General features: G+C 58.9%; 23 protein-coding genes. 10 read left to right on the top strand and 13 right to left on the bottom strand.

All coding sequences use genetic code 11. The features are described 5' to 3' along the window. Nucleotides 1-65 precede the first annotated feature (65 nt). The 3 genes from ACUUL3_RS00705 to ACUUL3_RS00715 all read right to left on the bottom strand — a co-directional run bounded on the left by ACUUL3_RS00705 (nucleotide 66) and on the right by ACUUL3_RS00715 (nucleotide 4,402). Nucleotides 66-1,901 carry an ATP-binding protein gene (locus ACUUL3_RS00705; RefSeq protein ID WP_448553629.1) on the bottom strand — a complete coding sequence of 612 codons (1,836 nt, stop codon included), beginning with the start codon at nucleotides 1,899-1,901 and terminating at the stop codon, nucleotides 66-68. A gap of 4 nt (nucleotides 1,902-1,905) precedes the next feature. Further along, the gene (locus ACUUL3_RS00710; protein ID WP_448553631.1) at nucleotides 1,906-3,123 is read right to left on the bottom strand and encodes an FIST signal transduction protein; all 1,218 of its coding nucleotides are present in this window, start codon (nucleotides 3,121-3,123) and stop codon (nucleotides 1,906-1,908) included. A gap of 109 nt (nucleotides 3,124-3,232) precedes the next feature. Then, on the bottom strand, nucleotides 3,233-4,402 hold the full coding sequence (locus ACUUL3_RS00715) for a PAS domain S-box protein (RefSeq protein WP_448553633.1): 1,170 nt from the start codon (nucleotides 4,400-4,402) through the stop codon (nucleotides 3,233-3,235). Nucleotides 4,403-4,593: 191 nt separating this feature from the next. Between ACUUL3_RS00715 and msrB the strand changes: the two genes are divergently transcribed. Beyond that, nucleotides 4,594-5,655: a peptide-methionine (R)-S-oxide reductase MsrB gene (gene msrB / locus ACUUL3_RS00720; protein WP_448553635.1), complete on the top strand. Its 1,062-nt coding sequence runs from the start codon at nucleotides 4,594-4,596 to the stop codon at nucleotides 5,653-5,655. A gap of 54 nt (nucleotides 5,656-5,709) precedes the next feature. Here msrB and ACUUL3_RS00725 read toward each other — a convergent pair whose 3' ends face one another. The 3 genes from ACUUL3_RS00725 to ACUUL3_RS00735 all read right to left on the bottom strand — a co-directional run bounded on the left by ACUUL3_RS00725 (nucleotide 5,710) and on the right by ACUUL3_RS00735 (nucleotide 6,547). Next, nucleotides 5,710-5,919: a hypothetical protein gene (locus tag ACUUL3_RS00725; protein ID WP_448553637.1), complete on the bottom strand. Its 210-nt coding sequence runs from the start codon at nucleotides 5,917-5,919 to the stop codon at nucleotides 5,710-5,712. 107 nt (nucleotides 5,920-6,026) lie between these two features. Further along, nucleotides 6,027-6,317, bottom strand: coding sequence for a Smr/MutS family protein (locus tag ACUUL3_RS00730; RefSeq protein ID WP_448553639.1), 291 nt, complete (start codon nucleotides 6,315-6,317; stop codon nucleotides 6,027-6,029). Further along, on the bottom strand, nucleotides 6,314-6,547 hold the full coding sequence (locus ACUUL3_RS00735; protein ID WP_448553641.1) for a hypothetical protein: 234 nt from the start codon (nucleotides 6,545-6,547) through the stop codon (nucleotides 6,314-6,316). Before ACUUL3_RS00735 ends, ACUUL3_RS00730 begins: the two co-directional genes overlap by 4 nt. A 401-nt stretch (nucleotides 6,548-6,948) precedes the next feature. Here ACUUL3_RS00735 and ACUUL3_RS00740 point away from each other — a divergent pair, with 401 nt between their 5' ends. The 5 genes from ACUUL3_RS00740 (at nucleotide 6,949) to ACUUL3_RS00760 (ending at nucleotide 14,685) form a co-directional block, all read left to right on the top strand. Next, nucleotides 6,949-9,000, top strand: coding sequence for a diguanylate cyclase (locus ACUUL3_RS00740; protein WP_448553643.1), 2,052 nt, complete (start codon nucleotides 6,949-6,951; stop codon nucleotides 8,998-9,000). A 108-nt stretch (nucleotides 9,001-9,108) separates the two neighbouring features. Then, nucleotides 9,109-9,579, top strand: coding sequence for a TspO/MBR family protein (locus tag ACUUL3_RS00745; RefSeq protein ID WP_448553645.1), 471 nt, complete (start codon nucleotides 9,109-9,111; stop codon nucleotides 9,577-9,579). Between the two features lie 61 nt (nucleotides 9,580-9,640). Further along, complete coding sequence (locus ACUUL3_RS00750; RefSeq protein ID WP_448553647.1) at nucleotides 9,641-10,780, top strand: THUMP domain-containing class I SAM-dependent RNA methyltransferase; 1,140 nt, start codon at nucleotides 9,641-9,643, stop codon at nucleotides 10,778-10,780. A 416-nt stretch (nucleotides 10,781-11,196) separates the two neighbouring features. Further along, nucleotides 11,197-14,109 carry a PAS domain S-box protein gene (locus tag ACUUL3_RS00755; protein ID WP_448553649.1) on the top strand — a complete coding sequence of 971 codons (2,913 nt, stop codon included), beginning with the start codon at nucleotides 11,197-11,199 and terminating at the stop codon, nucleotides 14,107-14,109. Nucleotides 14,110-14,289: 180 nt separating this feature from the next. After that, entirely contained in the window at nucleotides 14,290-14,685 is a 396-nt protein-coding gene (locus tag ACUUL3_RS00760; protein ID WP_448553651.1) for a DVU0772 family protein, read from the top strand. Between the two features lie 62 nt (nucleotides 14,686-14,747). Here the strand turns inward: ACUUL3_RS00760 and ACUUL3_RS00765 are convergent, their stop codons facing one another. From ACUUL3_RS00765 to ACUUL3_RS00775, 3 genes are read right to left on the bottom strand one after another with little or no spacing between them, the layout of a single operon-like run. Continuing rightward, nucleotides 14,748-15,275: a DOMON-like domain-containing protein gene (locus ACUUL3_RS00765; protein ID WP_448553653.1), complete on the bottom strand. Its 528-nt coding sequence runs from the start codon at nucleotides 15,273-15,275 to the stop codon at nucleotides 14,748-14,750. Beyond that, nucleotides 15,268-16,380 carry a phosphotransferase enzyme family protein gene (locus tag ACUUL3_RS00770; protein WP_448553654.1) on the bottom strand — a complete coding sequence of 371 codons (1,113 nt, stop codon included), beginning with the start codon at nucleotides 16,378-16,380 and terminating at the stop codon, nucleotides 15,268-15,270. The genes ACUUL3_RS00765 and ACUUL3_RS00770 overlap by 8 nt, the downstream gene beginning before the upstream one ends. After that, nucleotides 16,377-16,643, bottom strand: a complete 267-nt coding sequence (locus tag ACUUL3_RS00775; protein ID WP_448553656.1) for a cupin domain-containing protein — start codon at nucleotides 16,641-16,643, stop codon at nucleotides 16,377-16,379. Before ACUUL3_RS00775 ends, ACUUL3_RS00770 begins: the two co-directional genes overlap by 4 nt. A gap of 186 nt (nucleotides 16,644-16,829) precedes the next feature. Here ACUUL3_RS00775 and ACUUL3_RS00780 point away from each other — a divergent pair, with 186 nt between their 5' ends. After that, on the top strand, nucleotides 16,830-17,234 hold the full coding sequence (locus tag ACUUL3_RS00780) for a PilZ domain-containing protein (RefSeq protein ID WP_448553658.1): 405 nt from the start codon (nucleotides 16,830-16,832) through the stop codon (nucleotides 17,232-17,234). An 85-nt stretch (nucleotides 17,235-17,319) separates the two neighbouring features. Here ACUUL3_RS00780 and ACUUL3_RS00785 read toward each other — a convergent pair whose 3' ends face one another. From ACUUL3_RS00785 to ACUUL3_RS00795, 3 genes are all read right to left on the bottom strand, one after another. Then, nucleotides 17,320-17,553 carry a hypothetical protein gene (locus ACUUL3_RS00785; protein ID WP_448553660.1) on the bottom strand — a complete coding sequence of 78 codons (234 nt, stop codon included), beginning with the start codon at nucleotides 17,551-17,553 and terminating at the stop codon, nucleotides 17,320-17,322. Between the two features lie 141 nt (nucleotides 17,554-17,694). Beyond that, a complete protein-coding gene (locus ACUUL3_RS00790) occupies nucleotides 17,695-18,948 on the bottom strand; it encodes an HD-GYP domain-containing protein (RefSeq protein WP_448553662.1) in 1,254 nt (417 codons plus the stop codon). Nucleotides 18,949-19,250: 302 nt separating this feature from the next. Further along, nucleotides 19,251-19,469, bottom strand: coding sequence for a hypothetical protein (locus tag ACUUL3_RS00795; RefSeq protein ID WP_448553664.1), 219 nt, complete (start codon nucleotides 19,467-19,469; stop codon nucleotides 19,251-19,253). A gap of 111 nt (nucleotides 19,470-19,580) precedes the next feature. Between ACUUL3_RS00795 and ACUUL3_RS00800 the strand changes: the two genes are divergently transcribed. From ACUUL3_RS00800 to ACUUL3_RS00810, 3 genes are all read left to right on the top strand, one after another. Then, nucleotides 19,581-20,579, top strand: a complete 999-nt coding sequence (locus tag ACUUL3_RS00800; protein WP_448553666.1) for a helix-turn-helix transcriptional regulator — start codon at nucleotides 19,581-19,583, stop codon at nucleotides 20,577-20,579. A 15-nt stretch (nucleotides 20,580-20,594) separates the two neighbouring features. Beyond that, nucleotides 20,595-21,404: an NlpC/P60 family protein gene (locus ACUUL3_RS00805; protein WP_448553668.1), complete on the top strand. Its 810-nt coding sequence runs from the start codon at nucleotides 20,595-20,597 to the stop codon at nucleotides 21,402-21,404. A gap of 222 nt (nucleotides 21,405-21,626) precedes the next feature. After that, complete coding sequence (locus ACUUL3_RS00810; protein WP_448553670.1) at nucleotides 21,627-21,884, top strand: hypothetical protein; 258 nt, start codon at nucleotides 21,627-21,629, stop codon at nucleotides 21,882-21,884. Nucleotides 21,885-21,959: 75 nt separating this feature from the next. Here ACUUL3_RS00810 and ACUUL3_RS00815 read toward each other — a convergent pair whose 3' ends face one another. Further along, the gene (locus ACUUL3_RS00815) at nucleotides 21,960-22,475 is read right to left on the bottom strand and encodes a DUF488 domain-containing protein (protein ID WP_448553672.1); all 516 of its coding nucleotides are present in this window, start codon (nucleotides 22,473-22,475) and stop codon (nucleotides 21,960-21,962) included. Nucleotides 22,476-22,495: the final 20 nt, after the last annotated feature.

Below are 22,495 nucleotides of genomic sequence, written 5' to 3' on the forward strand. Positions count from 1 at the left end.
GGAGGATATTTCAGGAAACTCCGGCCGCCGTCAGGCAGCCGGAGTTTTTTTATGGGGCACCCGCCTTAATGTGTGCCCCGGCCCAGCACCTCCTCCAGAGTGGCCTGCAACAGGGTAATGGTGAAAGGCTTCCGCAGGGCGGCCTTGAAACCGTATGCCGCGAAATCGTCAATGGCAAGGTCCGAGGAGTGGCCGCTGGCGACAATGGCCCTGACGCCGGGGTCGAGGCCGCGAAGGGCGTTCAGGGTGTCGAGGCCGCCCATCCCCCCCTTGATGGTCAAGTCCAGAATGGCCGCCAGGCAGGGTTTCTTGCCCGCCCGGCTTTTGCGGTACAGCGCCAGGGCCTCTTCGCCGTTTCCCGCCTCCACGACGGTATACCCCAGGTGCTCAAGCATCTTTCTGAGCATGTTTCTGACCAACTCCTCGTCGTCCATGATCAGGATTTTGCCGAGCCGGGTCATTCCGGCCGGCGCCGGGACGGTCGCCGGCGCCGGAGGAGCGGCTTTCGGCAGATAGAAGATGACCTCGGTACCCTTGCCGGGCGAGGAGGTGATCTCGATGTGTCCGGCATGGTTTTTCAGGATCGAATAGGCAATGGAGAGGCCAAATCCCATGCCTTTTTCCGCGCCGCGTTCCTTGGTTGAGAAGTATGGGTCAAAGATGTTGGAGAGATCTTTTTCCGGAATGCCCGGGCCGGAATCGTGAAAGACGATCTTGACATACTCGCCGTCCCGGGCCGGATCCTCGGAATTCCTGGAAACAGGGTCGATGATCGTGTTCTCCGCGCTTATCGCCACGATTCCACCGTGGGGCATGGCCTCCACCGCATTTTTAATGACGTTGAATGCCGCTTCGCGGATCTGGCTTTTATCGATTTCGATTGGCCAGAGCTGCCGGGCAAAGGCGGTGGTGAGCTGCACGTTCGTTCCGCTTAGGGCAAGGCTGGCCGCGTCCTCTATGATGGGGGGGAGTTCGCTGATTTCTCTCCTGGTGAGGCTTTTTGTTGAAAAGGAAATGAATTTGCGGATCAGCTCCTTTGCCTTGATCGAGGCGGTATGGGCATCCTCCAGCCAGCTCAGCTCCCGCTCCCTGCCCTGGAGCAATGTTCGGCCGAGTTCGATGTTGCCGAGAATGACGGAAAGCAGATTGTTGAAATCGTGGGCGATGCCGCCGGCCAGGGTGCCGATGGACTCTATTTTTTTTGCGCGGATGATCTCGAGTTCGGCCAGCTTGCGGGCGGTGATGTCGGTATGTGTCCCCAGCATCCTGGTCGGCTTGCCCAGCGCATCCCGTTCCATGATCTCCCCGAGGGAAAGAATCCACCGCCAGGCTCCGGTCGCGGTGCGCTGGCGGAATTCGACCCGGTATTCAGAAGTTTCTCCCCGGAGATAGCCCTCATAGCAGGACCGGACCCGTTCCAGATCATCGGGGTGGAGCCGCTTCAGCCATTTTTCGTTTGTTTCCTCAAAGGCGTCCGGGGCAAAGCCGAGCATCAAGGCATATTCTGGAGTGACCACCGCCTTGCCCGACCTGAGGTCGAGGTCGTAGATGCCCTGGTTTGCCCCCTTCAGAGCCAGGCGCAACCGCTCTTCATTTTCACGCAGAGCGGTTGTCGCGCTTTCGCGCTCGGTGATTTCCCTGCGCAATCTCTCGTTGCTCTCCCGCAATTCCCGGGTCCGTGCCGTTACCCGTTCCTCAAGGTTTTTTTGCGCTTCGGTGAGCGAGTGCTCCGCCTCCTTGAATTTGCTTATAACTCGATTCAGCTGGTCGATTTCCTGTAGTCTCTTCCTGCCGGCCTCCCTGGCGATGCGCCTGTAGTAATCGCGGCTTTCCCGGGCTTCCGCCAACTCTCTTGCCAGGACTTTTTCGCGGGGGTTGTCGGTGTTCTTTGCTTCGGTCATGGCGTTATTCCGTGAGGGCGAGCAGGACGCCGGTCCAGTCGAGGCCGCGGCTCACGCCATGGTATGGGGCAAGTTCCACCCCTGAGTAGAAGCCGAAAAGCGGAACATTGTCGGCATTGAACAATTTCCGCACCTCTGCCGCTTCTTCCGTGAGCGTGTTCGAAATCCGCGCGGATCTGCCGGCGCAATCGATGTATATGCCAAGGCGGATCTTCCGCCCGTCTTTCTTGATGCTCCTCAGCAGGTCGGCGGTGTTCCTGCGGGCCGAGTCGATCATCCTGGCCGTGTCTCTCAGCATGAACTGGATCTCCGTTCCTTCCGTCAGATCCGGTTCAAAGAGGCAGATACCGCTTTCATCCGGCAGGATTCCGGTAATCAGGCGGTTGATGTAGTTTTCCTCCCGGTAGACGTCAAACCGTTCTCCTGCATTGACGCCGATGGTGAGCAGGTTGACCGGCCTTTCCTTGCGCCAGGTGGTACCGCCATAGAGGTCATCGATCATCCTTACCACGGGCTGGTTGTCGATTTCATGGATGAAGGGGCCGTTTTTTTTGGTGATCCGGTGGTATTCGCCCGAAATGGGGGTGCACCCGTGCATTACCCGGTGATAGGGGGTGAAGGGGCCGGAAAGGAGGAGTCCCACCGCACTCTGACTGGCGACCCTGTCCCCGCAGAATTGACTGGTTGCCCCGAATTGGTGGTCTCCCAGCACTCCGGCGCCGAATATGGGGATGTTTTTCTTCAGGGTTTCGTTGATGCCGGCGACCAGGGGAAGGGAGGCATTCAGCAGGGGAGGCGTGTCCGGAGCTGCCGCTTTCCTGATGGAGTCGTAAAGCAGGAAAAGCAGGTACTGGTCGCTCCGGGGGGCAAGCAGTTTGCCCAAGGCGAGGCCGGCAGCTTTTTCGTCTTTGTCAAGATCGCCAGCCGTGGCGATCTGCTGGCTGATGGTATCGGATTCAAGGGCCAGGGCCCCGGAAACACAGCCGGAAGAGGCGATGATTTCGTTGGTGATGATGCCGATGGCGGAACCGCCGAGAATGGGGGCATCGCCAACCGCGGCGCGCAGGCCGGCGAAGAAATCTTCCGCGTGGAGGCCGCTGTTGCAAAAGGCGAGGATGAAGTTCGGCTCGGTTATCCGGCCGTTTTGCAGGACAGACTCTCCAACCAGCTTCCCGGCCTTGCCGCTGTCCGTCTCAATGCTGTAAGCCGTGCCGATCTTCATGTCGTGACTCCCCGGGCCGGAATGATTTTTATCATCATAGAAGCGGCATGGCTCGGATTACAATACGTAAAAAATACTGGGTGCTGGTAGAATGAGAGGCGAGGGAACGTTAACCGAGGGTGGCCAGATGGGCGCGCAGGGTTACCCGCCTCCCGGTGAGTCCCAGCTTTTTGCGGATCGTGTCACGGTGGCATTCCACGGTGCGCGGGGAGAGGGAGAGCAGCAGGGAGATTTCCTTGGTGGATTTGCCGCGCTGGATAAGGCTGGCGATCTCAAACTCCCGTGGGGTTATATCCGGAATTTCCCGGGTGATTTCCTGCGGGAAGAACGAGGTGATTTTTTCCAGATTGTGACGGATCAGGCCGAGAAGTTCTCTGCCCTCGACGGTGGCGCATTTGCCGGCCAATTGTTCCAGGTAGGGAAAAACCTGATGCTGGAGGTTGTTGTGGATGGTGCGTTCCTGCTCGATCAGGGCCTTGGAGTTTTGTTCGATCAGCAGGCGCAGGGCGTCGTTCAGGGCTGCAAGCTCGGCGGTTTGCTTCCGCTGCAGGCTGTCCGCTTTTTTCCGTTTCGTCACGTCACGGATGATTGCGCCGACATAGTTCTCTCCGCTGCCCACATCGACGAGAAATCCTTTGACCTCGACAAAAATGGTTGCGCCATCCTTACGGAGCAGCCTGATTTCCCGATCCGGTCTTTTCTGGCCGGCAAAGGTCTGCGCCATGTCCCTGGCTATGGTTTTGCGGTCGTCCGGATGAATAAAGAGAAAGGCCTCCTTGCCCAGCACTTCTTCCAGGCCATAACCCAGCAGCTGCTCCGTGGCGGGATTGGCATAGAGAATGCGGCCCTCCCGGTCGTTCAGGTGGATCATGTCGCTTGAGCTGGCAGCCAGGGCGCTGAAGCGGTTTTCCTGCTCCCGGAGCGCTTTTGGGAAGATTTTGCGGTCGCGGGTGTCGCGAAAGATGCCGATGATAACCTTTCTTCCCTCGAAAGAGGCGGCCCTGGAGCTGATTTCCACCGGGATTTCCGACCCATCGCAATGCTGGACGGCCAGGTCGTTGAAGACGGAGGATTTCTTCTTTGCCGAGGCATTGAAGAGGGCCTTGTATTCCTCGCGCCTGTCGGCTGGGTGCAGGGCGGACTGATGCAGGCCGACAAGGTTTTCGCGGGGGCGACCGAGAAGGGTGGCCGCCTTTGTGTTGGCAAAGAGTATTTCGCCGCTTTGGGCATCGGCGACAAAGATGGGGTCGTTGGCGCATTCGATCAGTTCGCGATACATGGTTTTTTCCGGTTTCGTTGCTCTCGCGCTGGGTCTGTTTTTATTGTAGCAGAATGAGCGGGCAAGTGCACGGGGCGGAACGCGTTTGGTGCGCGAACCGGCTGGCGCCGAAAAAAAAGGGGAGGCGCTGTCTCTTGGCGGTTCATGCTTATAGTTTAATCAAACAATTAAGTGAGTAAGGGGGTGCTGTCATGAAAACCATAATGCAGATAAGCCAAAATTTAGGGATTGTCCTTCTGGCGATAGCCGCGCTCGGCTTGGCGGCTTCCTCCGCGGTGGCGGCGGAAACCGGAAGGGAGAAGGCCATTTTTGCGGGCGGGTGTTTCTGGTGCATGGAAAAACCCTTTGAGCAACTGGATGGGGTTTATTCCGTCACCTCGGGGTACATCGGCGGGCGGACGGAAAACCCGACCTATGAGGATTACGGAGACGCGGGCCACATCGAGGCCATCGAGATTGTCTATGATCCGGCCAAGGTCAGCTATGGGCGGTTGCTGGAGGTCTTCTGGCGCCAGATTGATCCCACCGACGGCGGCGGTCAGTTCGTGGACAGGGGCCACGCCTACACCTCGGCCATTTTCTATCTTGACGAAAAGCAGCGGCGGTTGGCGGAACAATCCCGGGCGGAGCTCATTGCCCGCAAGGTATTCGCCAGGCCCGTTGTCACGCCCATCGTTCCGGCGACCACCTTTTATAAGGCAGAGGAGTATCATCAGGATTATTACAAGAAGAATCCCATCCGCTACAGGCTTTACCGGGCTGGTTCCGGCCGGGACGGCTTCCTGGATTCGGTCTGGGGAAAGGAGCGGACAAGGGACAGAAAATGGAGCGAGGCTGAGCTGCGCGGCCGGCTGACGCCTCTGCAGTATCAGGTTACCCAGCAGGAAGGAACCGAGCCGGCCTTCAGGAACGAATACTGGAACAACAGGCGGCCGGGGATCTACGTGGATATCGTCTCGGGCGAGCCTCTGTTCAGCTCGCTGGACAAGTTTGATTCCGGCACCGGCTGGCCGAGTTTCACCAGGCCGCTGGCGCCGGAAAAAATCGTCGAGCATGAGGACAAACGCCTCTTCATGACCCGCATCGAGGTGCGGAGCAAGGAAGGCGATTCGCATCTCGGCCACGTCTTCGACGATGGCCCGCCGCCCACCGGCCGGCGCTATTGCATCAATTCGGCGGCCCTGCGCTTCATTCCGGCGCAGGATCTGGAAAAGGAAGGGTACGGCGAATTCCGGCCGTTGTTCGGGAAGTAACGATGATCCGGTTGGCCAACGGTCAGAAACCGCTTACGACCGTTGGCCTTTTTTTCAGTGATCGTGGTGACAGCCGCAGCCGCAGCCTTCGTCATGCGCTTCTTTTTGCGCGTTGTGAAAACTGGCCAACCCTTCCTTGATTTTTTCCTTCAATTCTTCCGGGGCGTTTTCCAGGCAGTAGGCCAGGGCCGCGTCCTGTTCCTCGCTGTCGGGTTCCGCTGTCATGCAGATGTGCAGGGCCTCTTCGAATGATTCGAACGTCATGGTTTTCTCCAGCTGTGCGAAAAAGGAAGTAATTTTTTGAGATGCCAGAGTTAACCGGTCTTTTCTGAAAATGCAATGAAAGAAATGGGGAAACGGCCGCTGTTTTTTTAAGGACCGGGGTGCAGGAAAACCAGGGTGGCGCCCCAGCTGCCGGCTGTTTCGTCGGCCAGGCGAAAGGAGGCCACCAGGGGCGATCCGTCCAGGATGCTCTGCACGAGGCGGCGCAGAGTGCCGGTGCCTTTGCCGTGGATGATCCTGACCTGATAAATGCCGCGTTGCCGGCAGGCCGCGAGGTATTCCGGCACCAGATCCCTGACCTCGGCCGGCCGAAAGGCGTGCAGGTCGAGGACGCCGTCGATGGGCAGTTCGAGCGGAGGGAATTCTTCCTCTGTCGTCATTTCATCTGGCCCGGGAGATGGCCCGCTCCAGGGCGGTCAGGCAGCGGAGGGGTCATGTTGAGAAGTTCGGGAGAGGTCACCACGGCTTCGCCGGGCAGGGGGCGGCCACGGTCGGGCTCATCCTGACGGGCATCCCCGGTGCCCGGCGCGCCGGGGCCAATGCCGGCAAGCCGGGCATACAGTTCCTGCGCCGTATCATCCGGGGGAAAAGATTTCTCGTCGCTGTGCATTGTCTGGCCTTTGTCGAAGGGGTGCGGGGAAAGTGGGAAAACAGCCCCTGCCGCGCCGGCCGCGGGCAAGATGGCGCGGGGGATACCTCCTTTGTATTCGTATCGTATTGTGACTTCAATATTTTTTTGTTTCCTGGCGCAGAAAATGGCGCCCCACCATGCTGACAAAGTGCGCGGCGCAGGGCAATATGGGGCAGGAGGGGATGGGATGGCCAAACCTGAGGAAAAGCGGAAATTTTATCTTCCGGAACGAACAAGGTTCTTGCCAGAGGAGCTGGTCCCTGTATGATATGGAAAAGGACGTGAGGGGCCGCCGGCCATGGAAAGCAGCGGACCCGGCGCGCGGAACATCCGCCTGCTCTCGTCCCGCGTTCTGGAGATGGGCGTTGACGGAGGTGGAGATGGTAACAAGGAAAAAGAGGCGCATCGGCCTGGGAACGCTTGTCCTGGCCTTTCTTTTTCTCTTCACGCTCATCCCCCTGGTGGGTTTCTCCTCTTTTACCCTGACCGGCATTCTCGCTCAGTTGGGGGAAATCGAGGAGCATGAAGAACTGCACCTCATGCTCGACGAGCTGCACCATCTGGAAACAAAAATCGACACTTACAAGCAGGTGGTCGGGTTTGTCTCCGAGCTGCCCGCGGTCATGGAGCTCCTCCACCGCGGGGGCAGCGTTCCCGGCAGCATCAGCAGGGAAAAGGCGGCGAGCCGTTATGCCGGCGTGCTGACCAGGGTTTTTGCCGAGAATCAGGACATCGAAAGCGTCCATCTTCTCGACCTGAACGGGGTCGAACGATTTGCTCTCGCCAAGGGGACGGGGGAAGCGGAGTACAGGCAACTGGAGGCGGGCAGGGGGGGATTTGCCCCGGAGAGCATCCGGAAAGTCCTGGCGATGCCGGAGAAGGACTTTTTCCTCACCCTGCTCCTGGATCCGGAAAGCGACGCCCCGGGTGAGGCAGCGCATCGTTTTCAACTGCGGATATTCACCCCGGTTTTTGAAAACAGGGAAAAGATCGGGATCTATGTGGGCGACATCAGTGTCGATGTGCTGGGGCAGGAATTCCCTGATTTTGTCTGGGTTTTAAATGATGGCTGTTATCTGGCCGATGCCCACGGCCAGCCCGCCGCTTTCAATGATTTTCCCGGGCTTGCCCGGGTTTTTGCGGCGGGCCGGGCGGGAGTGCATGATTTCCCGACCGGGAAAATGGCCTGGGCCCCCTTCTTTGCCGGTGAAAATGTTGACCTCTCTCTCTGGGCCGGCAAGAAGGTCGATCTTGCCTCCGTGCGGGTGGCCCGGGAAAAAATCCGCCTCCATGTCCTCCTGGGTCTCTCCGCCCTGCTTGCCGGAGGGCTTGCCGTCTCGCTGTTTTTTTCAAAATACGTCCAGCACCTTTCCGCGCAGGTTCTCCGGCGGCTGGAGGGATTTATCTTTCACCGGCAAGGGGATGCCTGGGGGGAAGAGTCGCGCATCAAGGAATTCGCGGAATTTTCCCGGAAAATGATTTCCTTTCTGGCGCAGTATGCGGCGCTGGAGGAGTCGCGGCAGGACTCACAGGCGAGGCTCGCCCAAAGCGAGGAGCTTTTTCGCATCGTTTTCAACGCGGTGCAGAGCGCGGTGATCCTCATTGACGGCCAGGACGAGATCCGTTTCTTCAACCCCGCCGCGGAACGGATCTTTGGATACAGGGCCGAGGAGATCATGGGGCTGAAGCTCCATCAACTGGTGGTTGCCGAGGGGATGCAGGAAGAGGCCCAAAAGGGGCTGGCAAAATTCTGGCGGAGCGGCGAGGGACCCATTGTCAACAGATCCCGCGAGCTTATTGCCAGGAAAAAGGATGGCCGTATCTTTCCGGCCGAGGTTTTTGTCGCCCGGATCAAAAGGGATAACGCCTATTGGGCGGTTGGCGCGGTAATCGACATCACCGATCGCAAGGCCAAGGAAGAAAAGCTGGTGATGCTCGCCACCATCGACGGGTTGACCGGGGTCTTCAACCGAAGGCACTTCATGGCCCTTGCCGATCAGGAGTTCATCCGCAGCCGACGCTACGGGAAGAGTCTTTTTTTTCTGATGCTTGACCTGGACCACTTCAAGGAGATCAATGATACCTTCGGTCATGAGACCGGCGATCAGGTTTTGCGGCAATTTGCTTCGCTTTGCCGGGAGATTCTGCGTGCCGCTGATATTTTCGCGCGTCTGGGCGGGGAGGAGTTTGCCGCCATCCTCGTGGAGACCGACGAGCAGGGGGCTTTGGCGGTTGCCGAGCGGATTCGGGGGAGTTTTGCCCGCAAGGATATGGAATTGAACGGTAAGAGCCGATCCTTGAGCGTCAGTATCGGGGTGAGCCGGATCGATGCGGACTGCGCCAGTCTCGATGCCGCCTACCGGGAGGCGGACAACGCGCTCTATGAGGCGAAGCGCCGGGGGCGCAACCGGGTAATGGCCGCCTGGGAATGAGCCGCCCGGGAGATTTTCCGAGGCAGGGCACCTTCCTGCTTGTCTTTGGCGGCAGGATGCGATATATCGCATCCTGCCGCCACGTCTGAGTCCGTGGCCCAAATGGAGATGCGAAAAATAGAGTTGCTGCTCATCGCGTTGTTTTCCTGCCTGGTGGGGAGTATCGAATTCTGGTTTGCCGCCCGGGGGATTGCGGACTGGTATCCCGCCCTGGTTAAACCTCCGCACGCCCCCGGGCCGTGGCTCCTGGGCGTTGCCTGGCCGGTCCTCTCGCTGCTGGCCGCCTGGTCCCTGGTTCTTTTTGTCGATGCGGCCCGGGCCAGCGCCTCCCTCGGGGCGGGAGTGCGGCTCTATCTCATGAGCGGGGTGGCCGGCATTGCTTTCTGCTACCTCTTTTTCGTCCGGCATCTGTTGGATCTCGCCGTGCTTGCGGCAGTACTGCTTGCCGGCAGCATCGTCTTGATCATCATTATAGCCCGGCCCTATTCCTTCCGGGCAACGCTGCTGTTACTGCCCCACTTCCTTTGGAGCGCCGCCCTTACCTCCCTGGTTCATCAGCTTATCCGGCTGAACCGATAAAAAAAGCAGGGAGGAGACGGGAAACGGTCAGGATCGTTTCCGCGGCATCAGGAGAGAAAAAATGTTTGTTTATCAGAAAAACAACAGCTACTTTGCCCAGGTTCCGGAAAATGTCGAGGAGCTGGCTGCCGCCGAGCTGGCCGCTCTTGGCGCTGAACAGCTTAACCCCGTGTTCCGGGGTCTCCACTTTGTCGCCGACCAGGCTACCCTGTATCGGGTTGTCTACCAGACCAGGCTGTGCACCCGCATCCTGGCGCCGCTCATCCATTTCGACTGCCACAGCACGAAATATCTTTACAAGACGGCCATGAACATTTCCTGGCCCGAACTCTTCCGTCTTGACCAGACCTTTGTCATCACCGCCAATGTCAGCGACAGCAAGATCACCCATTCCCAGTATGCGTCGCTCTGCCTGAAGGATGCCATTGTCGATCAGTTCCAGCAGCAATTGGGCTCCCGTCCCAACGTGGACAAATTGAATCCGGACCTCATCTTCAATCTGCATATCCATCGCAACACCGCGGTGATCAGCCTTGACGTTTCCGGCGGCTCGCTGCACCGGCGCGGCTATCGGCGCGAGAGTGTCGAGGCGCCCATGCAGGAATCCCTGGCCGCCGCCATTGTCGCCTTTTCCGGCTGGGATGGCGACAGGCCGCTGCTTGACCCTCTCTGCGGCTCCGGAACCCTGCTCTGCGAGGCGCTGATGCGTTATTGTCAGGTGCCGGCTGGATATCTGCGCCTGGAGTTCGGCTTTATGCATCTGCCGGATTTCGCGGCCTCCGTCTGGCAGGGAGTAAAGGCCGTGGCCGATGGGCGGATTCGCCCGTTGCCCGATGGGCTTATCCAGGGAAGTGACGCGGCAAAGGCCGCGATCAAGGCGGCGCGGAGCAATCTGCGGAATCTGCCTTCCGGCGAGAGGGTTTCCCTCCGACCGGCCAGATTCCAGGAGCTTGCGCCCATCAGCGATGCGGTGCTCATTGCCAATCCGCCCTATGGCGTCAGGCTTGGGGCCCAGGCCGAGGCGGCGGCGCTGATTCAGGAGCTGGGGAGCTTTCTCAAGCACAGGTGCGCGGGCTCCACCGCCTTTATTTATTTTGGCAGCAAAGAGCTCATGAAAAATATCGGCCTGCGGCCCGCCTGGAAAAAACCCTTGAGCAACGGCGGCCTGCCCGGGGTTCTCGCCAAATACGAGATGTATTGATGGCGCGGCGCCCGGCGCGACGGCTGCCTGCCGCAAAAGATTGCCAACAACCCGGCTTTCCGGACAATACGCTCACCCCTCCGTTCCGCCCTAACCCCTTATTGCTCCCTGCTGATTCCTGGCAATTGCCGTGTGGCGGCTGCTTCGTCTCCTCTGAGATATTGGGAATGTGTATATTTCCGGTATATGTTTTTGCTGTGTTTTTTTGAGTTGAAGGAAATTCTTAACCTCCAGTATATCTGCGAAGCCGTGTCGGCTTCCCGGCGCTTTGCGGCGGGCGGGCCGTACCCGGCCGTGGCGCCGTTTTCCTTTTCAAGCAATGTCAATCTCCGCCCTCGTGTGTCCGGAAGAAAGCCGGGGGGGTGGGTTGTCCATGTCCGCCCTGTGCGGTGGCGGGCAGATCGGAATGTTATCGTATGAGCGCGAAAAAACAGGCCATTATTCTCTTAAGCGTTGTCTTGCTGATTCTTGCCGGACTCTTCCTCTACCATGTGCAGCAGCTGGAGAGCCGCATCTTCAATCTGATGATCGAAAGTGATGCGCGGGAACTGCATGCGACCGCGCAGACGCTGCAGCGCTATTCCTATGCGAAATATAGAGACAGGATCAAAAATCTGCTTCTCGCCGCCCCTGCAATTGTTGAGGCCTTTGCCGAAGGCGACCGGGCGCGGCTTTATGCCGCGACCAGGAACAAGTATGACTCCCTGCAGCGGGAAAACCCCTATTTTCATGTGATGCAGTTTCATCTTCCCAACGGCGATGTGTTCCTGCGGATGCACCGGCCCTATTTCCCAGGAAATTTCCCAGGCGGGGTTCGGCCGCTGGTTGCGGCGGTACACCAAGGGCGGGCCGCCCTGTCCGGTTTTGAGTTCTGCGAGGAAGGGCTTCTTTTCCGGGTTGTGTACCCGGTTTTCGCCCAGGAAAGGTATGTGGGGGCCGTGGAACTCGGAATCCGGGCGCAGGAGATGATCGCGGCCATCGAAGAGAATCTGGGCGAAAAGGTCAGCAGCTATTTTCTTGCGGATCAGTGGGCGCGGGCGGCCAGGCCCCTGGATCAGCAGGTCACCCGGCGGGGTCGGTTTGTCGTGGTGGCGGAGCGCACATCCTCTGTGGCGCGGTTGCCCCCGGGGTTTTATGAAGAGGAGCATGAGCTGACCCTGAAACAGGAGGGAAGGAGTTTCCGGGTTCACAATCATCAGATTTTTAAAGATTTCAAGGGGGAAAGTATCGGCGGCATACTGTTCCTGCAGGACATCAGCGCCGCAATGCACCGCAAACAGGCCTTTTTGGGGAAGGCGGTTTTGGTCACCTTCCTTCTCTTTTTGGTTGCCGCGACGGTGCTGTACACCTCCTTCGAGCGTATCTGGGGATCCCTGGTCAGGGAGATAGCGGTGCGCAAGCAGGCGGAGGTGGCGTTGCACGAGAGGGAGCGGCAAGTCCGGCTTCTTCTGGACTCCACTGCAGAGGGGATTTTCGGCTTGGACCAGGAAGGGAAATGCACCTTTGTGAACAAATCCTGCCTGAAGCTCCTGGGATATGAGAATGAAGATGAGTGGCTGGGGGCGACCCTTCACGACCTGATCCACAACCGCAGAGCGGATGGAAGTGATTTTCCCAAAGCGGAATGCCCCATGTGCTGTTCCTATCATGGCGGCCAGGAGGTGAGCGTGGACGACGAGGTGCTCTGGCGTAAGGATGGGCAGGCCATTCCGGTGGAATACCACGCCTACCCGATCAGGCAGGGGAGCCGCCTGCTCGGTTCCGTGGTCACCTTTTCGGATATCGGCAGGCGCAAGCAGGCGGAGGAGGATAAGAAACGTCTGGCCGCCGCCATTGAGCACACCGTGGATGAAATCATCATCACCGATCCCGCCGGCCTCATCGAGTATGTGAACCCCGCCTTTGAACGGGTCACCGGATATTCACGGGAAGAGGTGATCGGAAAAACCCCCAATGTTCTGACCAGCGGCAAGCACCCCAAGGAATACTATCGGAACTTATGGGCGACAATCCGGGGGGGAGAAGTCTGGTCGAGCCATATCATCAACAGGGCCAAGAGCGGAGCGTTCCTCGAAGAGGATGCCACCATCTCTCCCATCTTCGATGCTGGCGGGCGGGCCATCGGTTACGTGGCGGTAATCCGGGATGTGACGGAAAAGGTCAGGATGGAAGAGCGCCTGCGGCAGGCCAATAAAATGGAGTCGCTCGGAACCCTTGCCGGGGCAATAGCCCATGATTTCAACAATATTTTGAGCGGGATCATAGGGTTTACCACCCTCTCCCTCTCGGAAGTTCCCGCCAAGAGCGAGGTCGCCGAAAATTTAAACGGAATCATGCGCGCCTCTGAAACCGCAACGGAACTGGTTCGGCAGATTCTCGCCTTCAGCAGGAAGGGAAGTTCCGAATTCAAGCCGATCGCGGTTCAGGAGGTTGCCAAGGATGTTGTCAAGTTTCTCCGTTGCATCATGCCCGCGACAATCCGGATAGAAGCGCGGATCGATATGGCCTGCGGGCCTGTCTGGGGCAACGCCAGCCAGATCTATCAGGTCATCATGAACCTGGGCACCAATGCCTACCATGCAATGCGTGAACGAGGCGGGGTGCTCACGGTGTGCCTTGAGGAAAAAACGCAAGGGGCGCGTAAACACAAAACCGGTGACCAGCCGGCCCGAGTCGTCCTGCTGCGGATCACCGACACCGGCGCGGGAATATCCTCGGAAGCCCTGGCCCGGATTTTTGATCCCTACTTCACAACCAAAAAAGAAGGGGAGGGGACGGGGTTGGGCTTGGCCACGGTCAGGGAAATTGTCAAAAGTCATCAAGGAGATATCGAGGTTCAAAGCGAATTGGCCCGGGGCACGACCTTCAGCATCACCTTGCCGATATGCCGGAAAACCCAGGCCGTGGCGGAGGAAATACAGGGCGATTCCGATTTTCTTGAGCTTGGCATTCGCGTTCTCGTTGTCGATGATACGGCGATCAACGTCATGCTTACCCAGGAAATACTGCAATCAGCAGGCTGTGAAGTGACGGGGCTTTCAGACAGCGTACAGGCCCTGGAGATTTTTCGGCAGCGTCCGGACCAGTTCGATCTGGTGGTGACCGATCAGGTCATGCCCGAGCTTGCCGGGGACGAACTGGTCCGGCAGATGCTGCGGATCCGTCCCGACCTGCCGGTCATCATGGTGACCGGAGACGAGAATCCCGTCGGGGATGCCGACCTGGGCAAAGGCGGCATCAGAGAGTTGCTGGTGAAGCCCATAAGCGTGAAGGATCTCCTCGCGGCGGCGGCAAAGGCGGTGGCGCCGGCCGCTCCAAAAGGCAACTGAGCCCGCGCTCCTTGTCGATAATTTCTTTTGGAAATTGATTTAAGTCAACGATAACAGGACTCCCGCTGGGTATTACTTTTTCAGGTGCCCTGGAAGAGGGTATTTTTAAAAAAGTAAGAATGGTCATCGCCCGGTGTGCGTTGACGGAACATTCTTAACCGGTTTAACGGGAGGTCTTTTATGCTGAGCGTCGCTGAGTTGAAAAAGGATGAGGAACTGCTCAACAAGATCGATTGGGGCATGACCCCGGAGAAAGCGGTGGAAATGTATCTTGAGTGGGGCACGGGCTGGAGCCGGGGCAATGATTTCGTCAGCAGCGCCAATGACGAATCCGTCTACTTTGTCCTCTTCGACTGGGAGGACGAGCCGCCCCTGGCCACCCTGATCCGAAGGACCATGGAGGGGGCGGAAGAGATGGCCAAGGTCGAGGTGCCGCGTGCGCTTTTTGAGCAGGCCTGCCGGGAAGACGGCAAGCGGTTCGGCGGCACGGTGCGGCCCTTGAACCAGGCCCTCAAGGAATGGGTGCATGGGTTGATCGGCGGCCCGCCCATCGATTTCAGCCGGCAGGTCCATTGACTTCGTACTGCCTGGATTGTCCGCGAAAGATGCCGGCAGGCCCAAACCTGCCGGCATCTTTTTTAGAGGCTGAGGAGAAAGTTTCGGGGGGAGTGGAAGTCGGGCTTGTTTTCCGGATGACGGAGGGCCCAGTAGGTAAGAAGGGCTTCCGGATGGGCTAGGACCGCGCTGATTCCGATTCGCAGCGGTGAATTCCCGAGGCAAAGGCCGCCAAGGTCAAGTTCGGCGTCGAGGCGGAAGCGGTCGATGCCGTGTTCCACCCGGATTTCCGGCGGGGGTACGCCTTCGGCCTGGCGCATATCCTTGCGATAGTCGCTGAAGGCATACACGTTCCAGGCCCCGGTCGGGGAAAGATTCAACTCCCAATACCGGTTTTCCGTCGCCCGGCGCCAGAACACCTCAAAGCAGGTCGATTGCCAGAGGTTGTCCCGACGCGCGACCTTTCCGAGCTGCGGCAGGAAGAGGTCGTGGAGGGCGCCCCGCAGGAGGAAGGCGAGACGTATCCGTTCTTTCCCGCGCTCGATGGAGGCCTGCAGGGAAATGTCGCCTGGAGGCGGAACGGAAAAGGGAAGAAGGGAGACCTCAGGCATGGCGTGCCGATTCCTCGATCAGGCGGCCGATCTCCTCCTCCTGTTCCTCGATGCGTTGGCAGAGCAGAAATTGCACCTGGGCGCGGTGGAGGTTGTGGCCGGGATGCCGGGTCTTGAAGTAGACGTCTCCGGCCAGGTGGTCGGTGAAAAAACGTAGGCCCAGCTCAAAGGCGATGAGGCGGACGGCGGCATGGAGATATCGGTAGTCAAAGGCCGTGAAAAAGGAGGCCACCTGCGGCAGATAGCCCTGAAGGATGGCGGCGCAGCAGGCGAGATCAAAACGGACCTCGCGCAAGGGCGCGTCCTCTCCTGCCGGGTTGCAGCAGGAGCGCAGACAGTCGCCGATGTCGTAATGAAGTAACCCCGGTTTGGTGGTGTCCAGATCAATCAGGCTCACCGCCCGGCCCGTATCCCTGGCAAAGAGGATATTGGCCGGTTTGGGGTCGCCGTGGATGGGGCAGAGCAAAAGTTCGCCCCGGCCGCGGGCATCTTCGAGAACCGTGACCTGGGCCTGCCGGGCGGCAATGAATTCCCGGCAGAACCGTGCCGTTGCCGACTGGTCGGGCCGGGCCGGAGCCTGGTCGATCTCCGTGTAGCGTCTCAGGTACTGGGGGGTGACGTGGAAATTCGGCAGGGTGTCGTGAAGCAGTTCCGCGGGGAGATCCCGGACCAGGGAATGAAAGATCCCCAGGGCCCGACCCGCCTCTCTGGCCTGGTCGCTGTTCTGGATAACGGCAAAGCACTCGGTGTCCGGGATGAAGGAGAGTGCCCGCCAGAAGCCGCCGTCGGGGGCGCGGTGAAAGTCGAGGCCTGAGCGGCAAGGGATGATGGCGGGAAATGCCCAGGGCGGGCTTTCCGCCCTGGCGAGTTTTGCCTCCACATGGTCGTTGAGAACCCGCAGATTGCGCATGATCTCTTCCGGCGCCTTGAAGACGGCGGGGTTGAGCCGTTGCAGGATAAAGGGAAAAGCCTTTCCGTCCTCTTCGCTTGTTGCCAGATAGGTGTCGTTCACATTGCCTGCGCCATACTCGCGGCAGGAAACGAGGCGGCCGGGGAAGACAAAGTGGCGGGCGATGTCGCCGGGGGAGGTGGCGGCTGTTTTCATCTGTACATATAATGCTTGCGGACCGCGTTGTGCACTGTCCACCGGCAGTCCAGTCCTTTGGGGAAGGTGACAAAATCGCCGGGGCCGAAATGGACCTCCTGGTCCGCCGTGTTTACGGTGACCTCTCCCGCCAGGATGTAACAGGATTCCTCCTCGTCATAGTGCCAGGCAAAGGTTTTTGGCGCACATTCCCAGATCGGCCATTCGCCGATGCGCAATGCTTCCCGCTTGAGAGGAGAAAGCTGTTCGATGATGATGGACATGGGAGGCCTCGACCCTGCTGTGTTGATAAGGACGTTTTGTATGAAATAGCGGTGGGCGCCTGCTTTGTCAATTGATAACAGAGGCCTCTCCGCCCTCTCCGGTTGTTCTTGCCAAAAAAAAATGGCCCAGATATAAGAAGAGAAGCACGAAACAGGACCGGGAGCGGATCGGTTTAAGGAGGATGGATGGCGGAGGATTTTCGCGAAAAGAGAAAGCATGCCCGCGTGTATTTTTCGCCCCGGGAAGAGGTGCAGGGCGTTTTTGTCTTTCCTGATTTGGGTCAGATTTCCTTTTCCGCCCAGCTCCTCGATCTGAGTCTGGGCGGGTTGAATTTTTCTCTCGACCGGGAAGGCGCGAGCGCTCTGGAGGTGGGAAGCGTTCTCATTCTCACCGAACTGCGGCAGGGGGAGGATGTTCTTGCCGACAAGGCGGTTTCCCTGGTGGTGCGCTGGGTGCTTGATCACCCTGTGCTCCGCAATGTCAGTTTCGGCTGCGAGTTTCAGGAGCTTGCCGGTGATGGCCGGAGGATGCTGGAAGATTTCGTCGCCATAAGACTCGGCGCGGGGATAAACGGCAACCACCATGGCTGAGGGGACGGCGCGGCGATTCCGGCAACCCCACGCCCCTCGGCATCTCCCGGATATGATGAGAAAACGCAAAAAGCGGGCTCGCCGCTCAACGGGGCAGGCGACCTGGGCAGGGAGTAAAAAGACTGACCAGCTCTTTTTCGTTGGGGAAGATATCAGCAGGCACCTGCTCCCGGCCAAGATCCATCGCCGCCTCATAGCGGGCGCAGCGACTGAAGTCGGCCAGGCAGTAAAGGGTTCTGAAGAAGCTTGCCAGCTCGGAATCCTCTTCAACGAGGCTGTCCAGAAAAAAGCAGCCGGCAAGGTGTTCGCATCTTTGCATCCTGAGATCCTCCCCCTCTGTCTTTTCTCGTTTCATTCGGCGGCCATGGCCGCGGGTCTGATCCGTTATTTTACTTCAGGGGTATGGGAAGGGGTATGGGGGGGAATCGGTAAACCGCCATGGGGAGAGATCCGTATGGGGTTAGGTAAGGCCGAGGATCTTCATGGGGTTGACGCGCCAGCGCTTGGCCGATTCGTAGCCGATGATGCGGTCTCCGCCGCCCTTGCCGTTGCCTTTGGAGAGATCGATATCCCGTTGGGTCACGGCCCAATCGTGCCGCGTGTCATAGATGACCCGGACCACCGGGCGCAGAAGGTTCGCGGTGGATTCCACCACCACGCCGATCAACCCGCTTTCCAGCTGGACCAGGGTGCCGGCCGGGTAGATGCCGATGCAGCGGATAAAACGGTGCACCAACGCTTCATTGAAATGTCCTTTGCTCCAGCCATAGAGCTTGCGCAGCACCTCGACCTGATCGATGCCGCTGCGGTAGCAGCGGTCCGAAGTGAGGGCGTCAAAAACATCGGCAATGGCCGCCATCTGCCCACCCAGACTGATTTCCTGGCCGCAGAGTCCGTGGGGATAACCGGTGCCGTCAAAGCGTTCGTGGTGCTCGCTGGCAATGCGCGCGGCGGTTTCCGGGACGTTGTGGGTGGTGGCCAGAATTTCCCGACAGCAGACCACATGTTCCTTGATCTTCCTGAATTCGTCATCGTTGAGGGCTGCCGGCTTGTTTAAGATGTTCAACGGCACCGCCATCTTGCCCACATCGTGGAGAAGCCCTCCCAAGCCGATGGTCCTGGTGGTTTCCTCGTCAAAGCCCATGGCCCGGCAGAAAGCCAGCAGCAGGATGCCCACGCTCACCGAGTGTTCAAAGGTGTATTCATCTTTATTCCGCAGCCGCAGGAGCAGGAGGAGGGCATCCTTGTTGTGGGTGACGGAGGTGTCCAGTTTGCTCACCGCCGCGTAGGCCTCGTCGGTTTTGATCTTTTTGCCGGACTGGACATCGGCGAGAATTTTTTTTGCCGCCTGGGTCGCCTGCTCCCTCACCTTGCGGGCCCGGGCAATTTCATGGCGGATAGGCACGTGTTGCAGATCCTGATCCACCCGCAGCGACCCTCGGGCCGCGACCTCTTCCAGGTTGAACGGTTCCGGCGCCGGTTCCGGCAGGCGCGGGAGGGGAAAGGTCCTTGGCTGCGGTTCACGATGGACGTCCAGTCCCTGACCGGTATCAATATAGACATGGGTGATGCCCCAGGACCTGAGGCGGTCTATTTCCTGATACGACTTGATTTTCTTGCGGTTGAAGAGAAAAGGGTGCCCCATCCAGCCGCAATCAAAGCGCTCGATATAAATACCAGGGCGCAATTCCTCGATTTGTACCTTCTTGATCATGGCGGCGGAAAATGGTGAAGTTGTCCCTCTTCAGTTGGGAAAGATTCTTATAATCAACAATATAAGCGAGAAGAAGAAAAGGGGCAAGGGGGGGATTCGGAAGGAAGATGGCAGGAGGGGAAGCGGGGATAACTCCTGATGAACCGGCAACAAAATCGTGGGGATGCGGCAACTTGCCATCCGCCGGGGGCACGGGACGCCGAAAGGCCATGGGGGCGGGCGGTGCTTGCCGGCAGCCCCGGCGGAAACCGGATGGTGCCGGCAAGCTGGAAAATTTCCCTGTGCCGCTCCGCGGGCGGAGATCAGGTGCGGATTTTTTTCCCCTGCCGCCGGAAGGTCGGGATGTCGAGATATTTTTCATAGCTCAGTGTTTCCATTCTGCTGTTTCCCGCCGGCGGTACCTGATTGCGGGCAATGCCCTGCCTGGAAACGTTGTCAGGCGCGGTGGAGAACCGGTCGTCTCCATAGAGGTTGACGGCGGTGAGAAATCCCTGGATAAAGCCATGGCGCTCGCAGATCATAAGTGTCCTCCCTTTGGGAAAGCGAAAGATGGGTTGCGTATTCTTTTGAGTGAAGAGTATCATGGCTGGTAGGACATATAATGTCCCACCAGTATTTTTTTTGGAAAAAATATGGCAAAGGACAAAAATCAGCTTTTACGGCTTCTCTTCATCGACCGGAAGATCCGCGAGGGGATGCGCAGCGGCCGTCTGGCCAACTGCAGCTCCATGGCCGCGGAATACGAGGTGAGCGCAAAAAGCATCCTCCGCGACATCGATTACCTGCGCAACCAGCGGGACGCGCCCATAGGTTATGACGGAGCGCGGCGCGGGTACCTTTATACGGAGGAGAACTACTCACTGCCGGCGATCTCGCTGAACGAGAGCGATCTTTTCGCCCTTTGTATCGCGGAAAAGGCCTTGCAGATGCACGAAGGGACCCCTGTCTATCGGAAATTGCAGAATGTTTTTAAAAAAATAGAGGGTTCCCTGCCGGAAAAAGTCTCCATCCATCCCGTCTGGGTGGAGAGCAAGCTCTCGGTGCTCGCCGATGGCCAGACCAGACTGGATCCGGAAGTCTGGGAGGCGGTGGCGACCGGGCTGCATAGAAACAAGTCCCTTCTCTTCTTCTACCGCAAACCAGGGTCCGCGCACTGCACGGAGCGGACGGTCGATCCCTATCACCTGGCCCGCTATCAGGGGGAGTGGTATCTGATCGGCTATTGCCATCTGCGCCGGAAGATTTTAACCTTTGCCATGTCCCGGGTGGAAAAAATCGCCCTGTCTGGCGAATCATTCACCGTGCCGACGGGATTCGACCATACCCGTTATGTCGGCAGCCAGTTCGGGATCTTCGGAGGAGAGGGGGAGCTTTCCGTGGTCCGCCTCCGGTTTGCCCGGGAGCATGCGCCCTATGTTCTGGAGCGGGAATGGCATCCGGAGCAGACCATTGCGCGGAACAGTGACGGCAGCGTGGAGCTCGCTTTCCCGGCGCGGCATCTCTTGGAGGTGAAGCGGTGGATTTTGTCCTGGGGGCGCGGGGTCCGGGTATTGGCGCCGGAGGCGCTTGCCGACGCGGTGCGGACGGAGCTTGCCGCGGCCCTGGCCGATCACGCCGCTGTCTTGCCATGAAGAGGTGAAAGGATTGTGCGAAACGCGATTTTCATGAAACAGGGATTCGGTTTCCGTCGCTGGCTGCTCCTCGGCCCCCTGCTGCTTTCTCTTTTCGGCTGCGGGACCCTGTCCAGGGAGAAAGCGGCCCCGGCAGCCCCCCTTGCCGATGTCGGCCAGGAATTGCCCATGCTGGGCCATTCGATCCAGGTCGGGGCCTTCGCCAGTCTTGAAAATGCCGTGCGTCTCATGGGAAAGCTCGATACGATGGGGCTTGATTCCTATTACTACCGCCATGCCGACGGGCTCTACAAGGTGCGCTTCGGCGATTATCCCACGGGCAAGGCGGCCAGGATGAGCGCGTTGAAGCTTCGCAACGCCGGAATAATCGGCGACTTCTACGTCGTTACCCCGGCCGACTATGCGGCAGCCCGCCTGCGTCAGTACAGGGGCGGCGAGGCCTTGCGGAACATGCTGGTCGGCACGGCGGAGGAATTCCTGGGCATTCCCTATCAATGGGGAGGCGAGTCCGTGGGCACGGGCTTTGACTGCAGCGGTCTGGCCATGACCGTCTATAAAATGAACGGCCTCAAGCTGCCGCGCAATTCACGGTCGCAGTATGGGGCGGGAATTCCGGTGCGCCGGGAGGATCTCAGGCCCGGGGATCTGGTTTTTTTCGCCACCAACGGAGGGAGCGAGGTGTCCCACGTGGGGATTTACACCGGCGATGACCGTTTTATCCATGCCCCGCGCCGCGGCACGACCATTTGCCAGTCATCCCTCAGCGACAGCTACTTTTCCGGCTGCTACATCGGCGCCAGAACCTACCTGCGTGACAGGAGCTGAGCCTCCTTTGGCCGCATGGCGGTTCCGGGTACGGATGCGGCAAACTCCTCCCTTACAGATCCCATCGGCAGGCGGATTTTGTCTAACGGCTTTTGCGTGTCCTTTTCAAGATGACGGAGAAATTCCTTTGAAATTATTAAAGAAATCTGAGCCGATTCCGATACCATTGTCATGGCGAAGTCTTTTTGAGAGAGATGGTTCACTGAACTTGAGGAAAGAACAATGCAGAAATGGCAGATAAACGGGACGATACAATCTCTTTGCAATGAATGCGCTAAAACCAACCTGCGGGTTTTCCTGCTTTATCCCCATAAGTGGCTCGGCGAGGAGAAGGATGCGGCAGCGGCCTGCGATTGCTGCCGCTGCACGGATCAGGTTGTCGGGCGTTTTGGCAGGCTGCGCTGGTTGTTCTATCCTTTTCTGAGCTTCCTGCCAAGGCCATGGCCTGCCGCGCTGCGGACTCCACGTCGCGCCAAGTAGCCGATTTTTTCCCGGCAGAAGAGAGAAAGGCTCCCGTGCCGTCCAGGATTTTCCGGCGGCCGAGGGCCTTTTTTTTCAAAAGAGAGAAAGCTGCGAATGCTCCTGGTGAAGATGGCGCAGGGCGCGGTCAAGGGTGCCGTCGGCCCGGAGATGGTGGACGGGAATCCCTTCATGCAGTTCGAGATGCCTGGCAATGAGATGGTGGCGGTGGCAGGAGAAAGGATTTTCCTCGGCGCAGAGGAGAACGATGCGGAATCCCATGGCTAAACCGGCGTGGAGGCGACTGACGCCCTCGCGGAATTGGGAGCTCGTTTGCAGCAGCTCGTAGCGGACCTTGCCCTGGGCATCATGCCAGCAGCTTTGCCGCGGTTTGCCGCCCAGCTGCTCTCCCAGGAAGAGGTATGAAAATCCCGCGCCGCGGAGGGATTGTTCAAGGTTGGCCTTGTTGAATTGCGGGACGAATCCGGAGTAGGGTGCGGAACGAACATCCGCCACCACCTGGACATTCCGGGCGGCCAGCAGCGAGCACAGCCCGGCGACGCTCCGGTTGGAGTGGCCGACCGTCAGAATCCCGCCTGGCCAGGGGGGCATTTCCGCCGCGCCCGTCGTCA

This window comes from Thiovibrio sp. JS02 (assembly GCF_053485635.1).

Excerpts from the sequence above, each read along its gene's own strand:
- ACUUL3_RS00705 (WP_448553629.1), bottom strand. The coding sequence starts at position 1,901 with ATGACCGAAGCAAAGAACACCGACAACCCCCGCGAAAAAGTCCTGGCA.
- ACUUL3_RS00710 (WP_448553631.1), bottom strand. The coding sequence starts at position 3,123 with ATGAAGATCGGCACGGCTTACAGCATTGAGACGGACAGCGGCAAGGCC.
- ACUUL3_RS00715 (WP_448553633.1), bottom strand. The coding sequence starts at position 4,402 with ATGTATCGCGAACTGATCGAATGCGCCAACGACCCCATCTTTGTCGCC.
- msrB (WP_448553635.1), top strand. The coding sequence starts at position 4,594 with ATGAAAACCATAATGCAGATAAGCCAAAATTTAGGGATTGTCCTTCTG.
- ACUUL3_RS00725 (WP_448553637.1), bottom strand. The coding sequence starts at position 5,919 with ATGACGTTCGAATCATTCGAAGAGGCCCTGCACATCTGCATGACAGCG.
- ACUUL3_RS00730 (WP_448553639.1), bottom strand. The coding sequence starts at position 6,317 with ATGACGACAGAGGAAGAATTCCCTCCGCTCGAACTGCCCATCGACGGC.
- ACUUL3_RS00735 (WP_448553641.1), bottom strand. The coding sequence starts at position 6,547 with ATGCACAGCGACGAGAAATCTTTTCCCCCGGATGATACGGCGCAGGAA.
- ACUUL3_RS00740 (WP_448553643.1), top strand. The coding sequence starts at position 6,949 with ATGGTAACAAGGAAAAAGAGGCGCATCGGCCTGGGAACGCTTGTCCTG.
- ACUUL3_RS00745 (WP_448553645.1), top strand. The coding sequence starts at position 9,109 with ATGCGAAAAATAGAGTTGCTGCTCATCGCGTTGTTTTCCTGCCTGGTG.
- ACUUL3_RS00750 (WP_448553647.1), top strand. The coding sequence starts at position 9,641 with ATGTTTGTTTATCAGAAAAACAACAGCTACTTTGCCCAGGTTCCGGAA.
- ACUUL3_RS00755 (WP_448553649.1), top strand. The coding sequence starts at position 11,197 with ATGAGCGCGAAAAAACAGGCCATTATTCTCTTAAGCGTTGTCTTGCTG.
- ACUUL3_RS00760 (WP_448553651.1), top strand. The coding sequence starts at position 14,290 with ATGCTGAGCGTCGCTGAGTTGAAAAAGGATGAGGAACTGCTCAACAAG.
- ACUUL3_RS00765 (WP_448553653.1), bottom strand. The coding sequence starts at position 15,275 with ATGCCTGAGGTCTCCCTTCTTCCCTTTTCCGTTCCGCCTCCAGGCGAC.
- ACUUL3_RS00770 (WP_448553654.1), bottom strand. The coding sequence starts at position 16,380 with ATGAAAACAGCCGCCACCTCCCCCGGCGACATCGCCCGCCACTTTGTC.
- ACUUL3_RS00775 (WP_448553656.1), bottom strand. The coding sequence starts at position 16,643 with ATGTCCATCATCATCGAACAGCTTTCTCCTCTCAAGCGGGAAGCATTG.
- ACUUL3_RS00780 (WP_448553658.1), top strand. The coding sequence starts at position 16,830 with ATGGCGGAGGATTTTCGCGAAAAGAGAAAGCATGCCCGCGTGTATTTT.
- ACUUL3_RS00785 (WP_448553660.1), bottom strand. The coding sequence starts at position 17,553 with ATGCAAAGATGCGAACACCTTGCCGGCTGCTTTTTTCTGGACAGCCTC.
- ACUUL3_RS00790 (WP_448553662.1), bottom strand. The coding sequence starts at position 18,948 with ATGATCAAGAAGGTACAAATCGAGGAATTGCGCCCTGGTATTTATATC.
- ACUUL3_RS00795 (WP_448553664.1), bottom strand. The coding sequence starts at position 19,469 with ATGATCTGCGAGCGCCATGGCTTTATCCAGGGATTTCTCACCGCCGTC.
- ACUUL3_RS00800 (WP_448553666.1), top strand. The coding sequence starts at position 19,581 with ATGGCAAAGGACAAAAATCAGCTTTTACGGCTTCTCTTCATCGACCGG.
- ACUUL3_RS00810 (WP_448553670.1), top strand. The coding sequence starts at position 21,627 with ATGCAGAAATGGCAGATAAACGGGACGATACAATCTCTTTGCAATGAA.
- ACUUL3_RS00815 (WP_448553672.1), bottom strand. The coding sequence starts at position 22,475 with ATGCCCCCCTGGCCAGGCGGGATTCTGACGGTCGGCCACTCCAACCGG.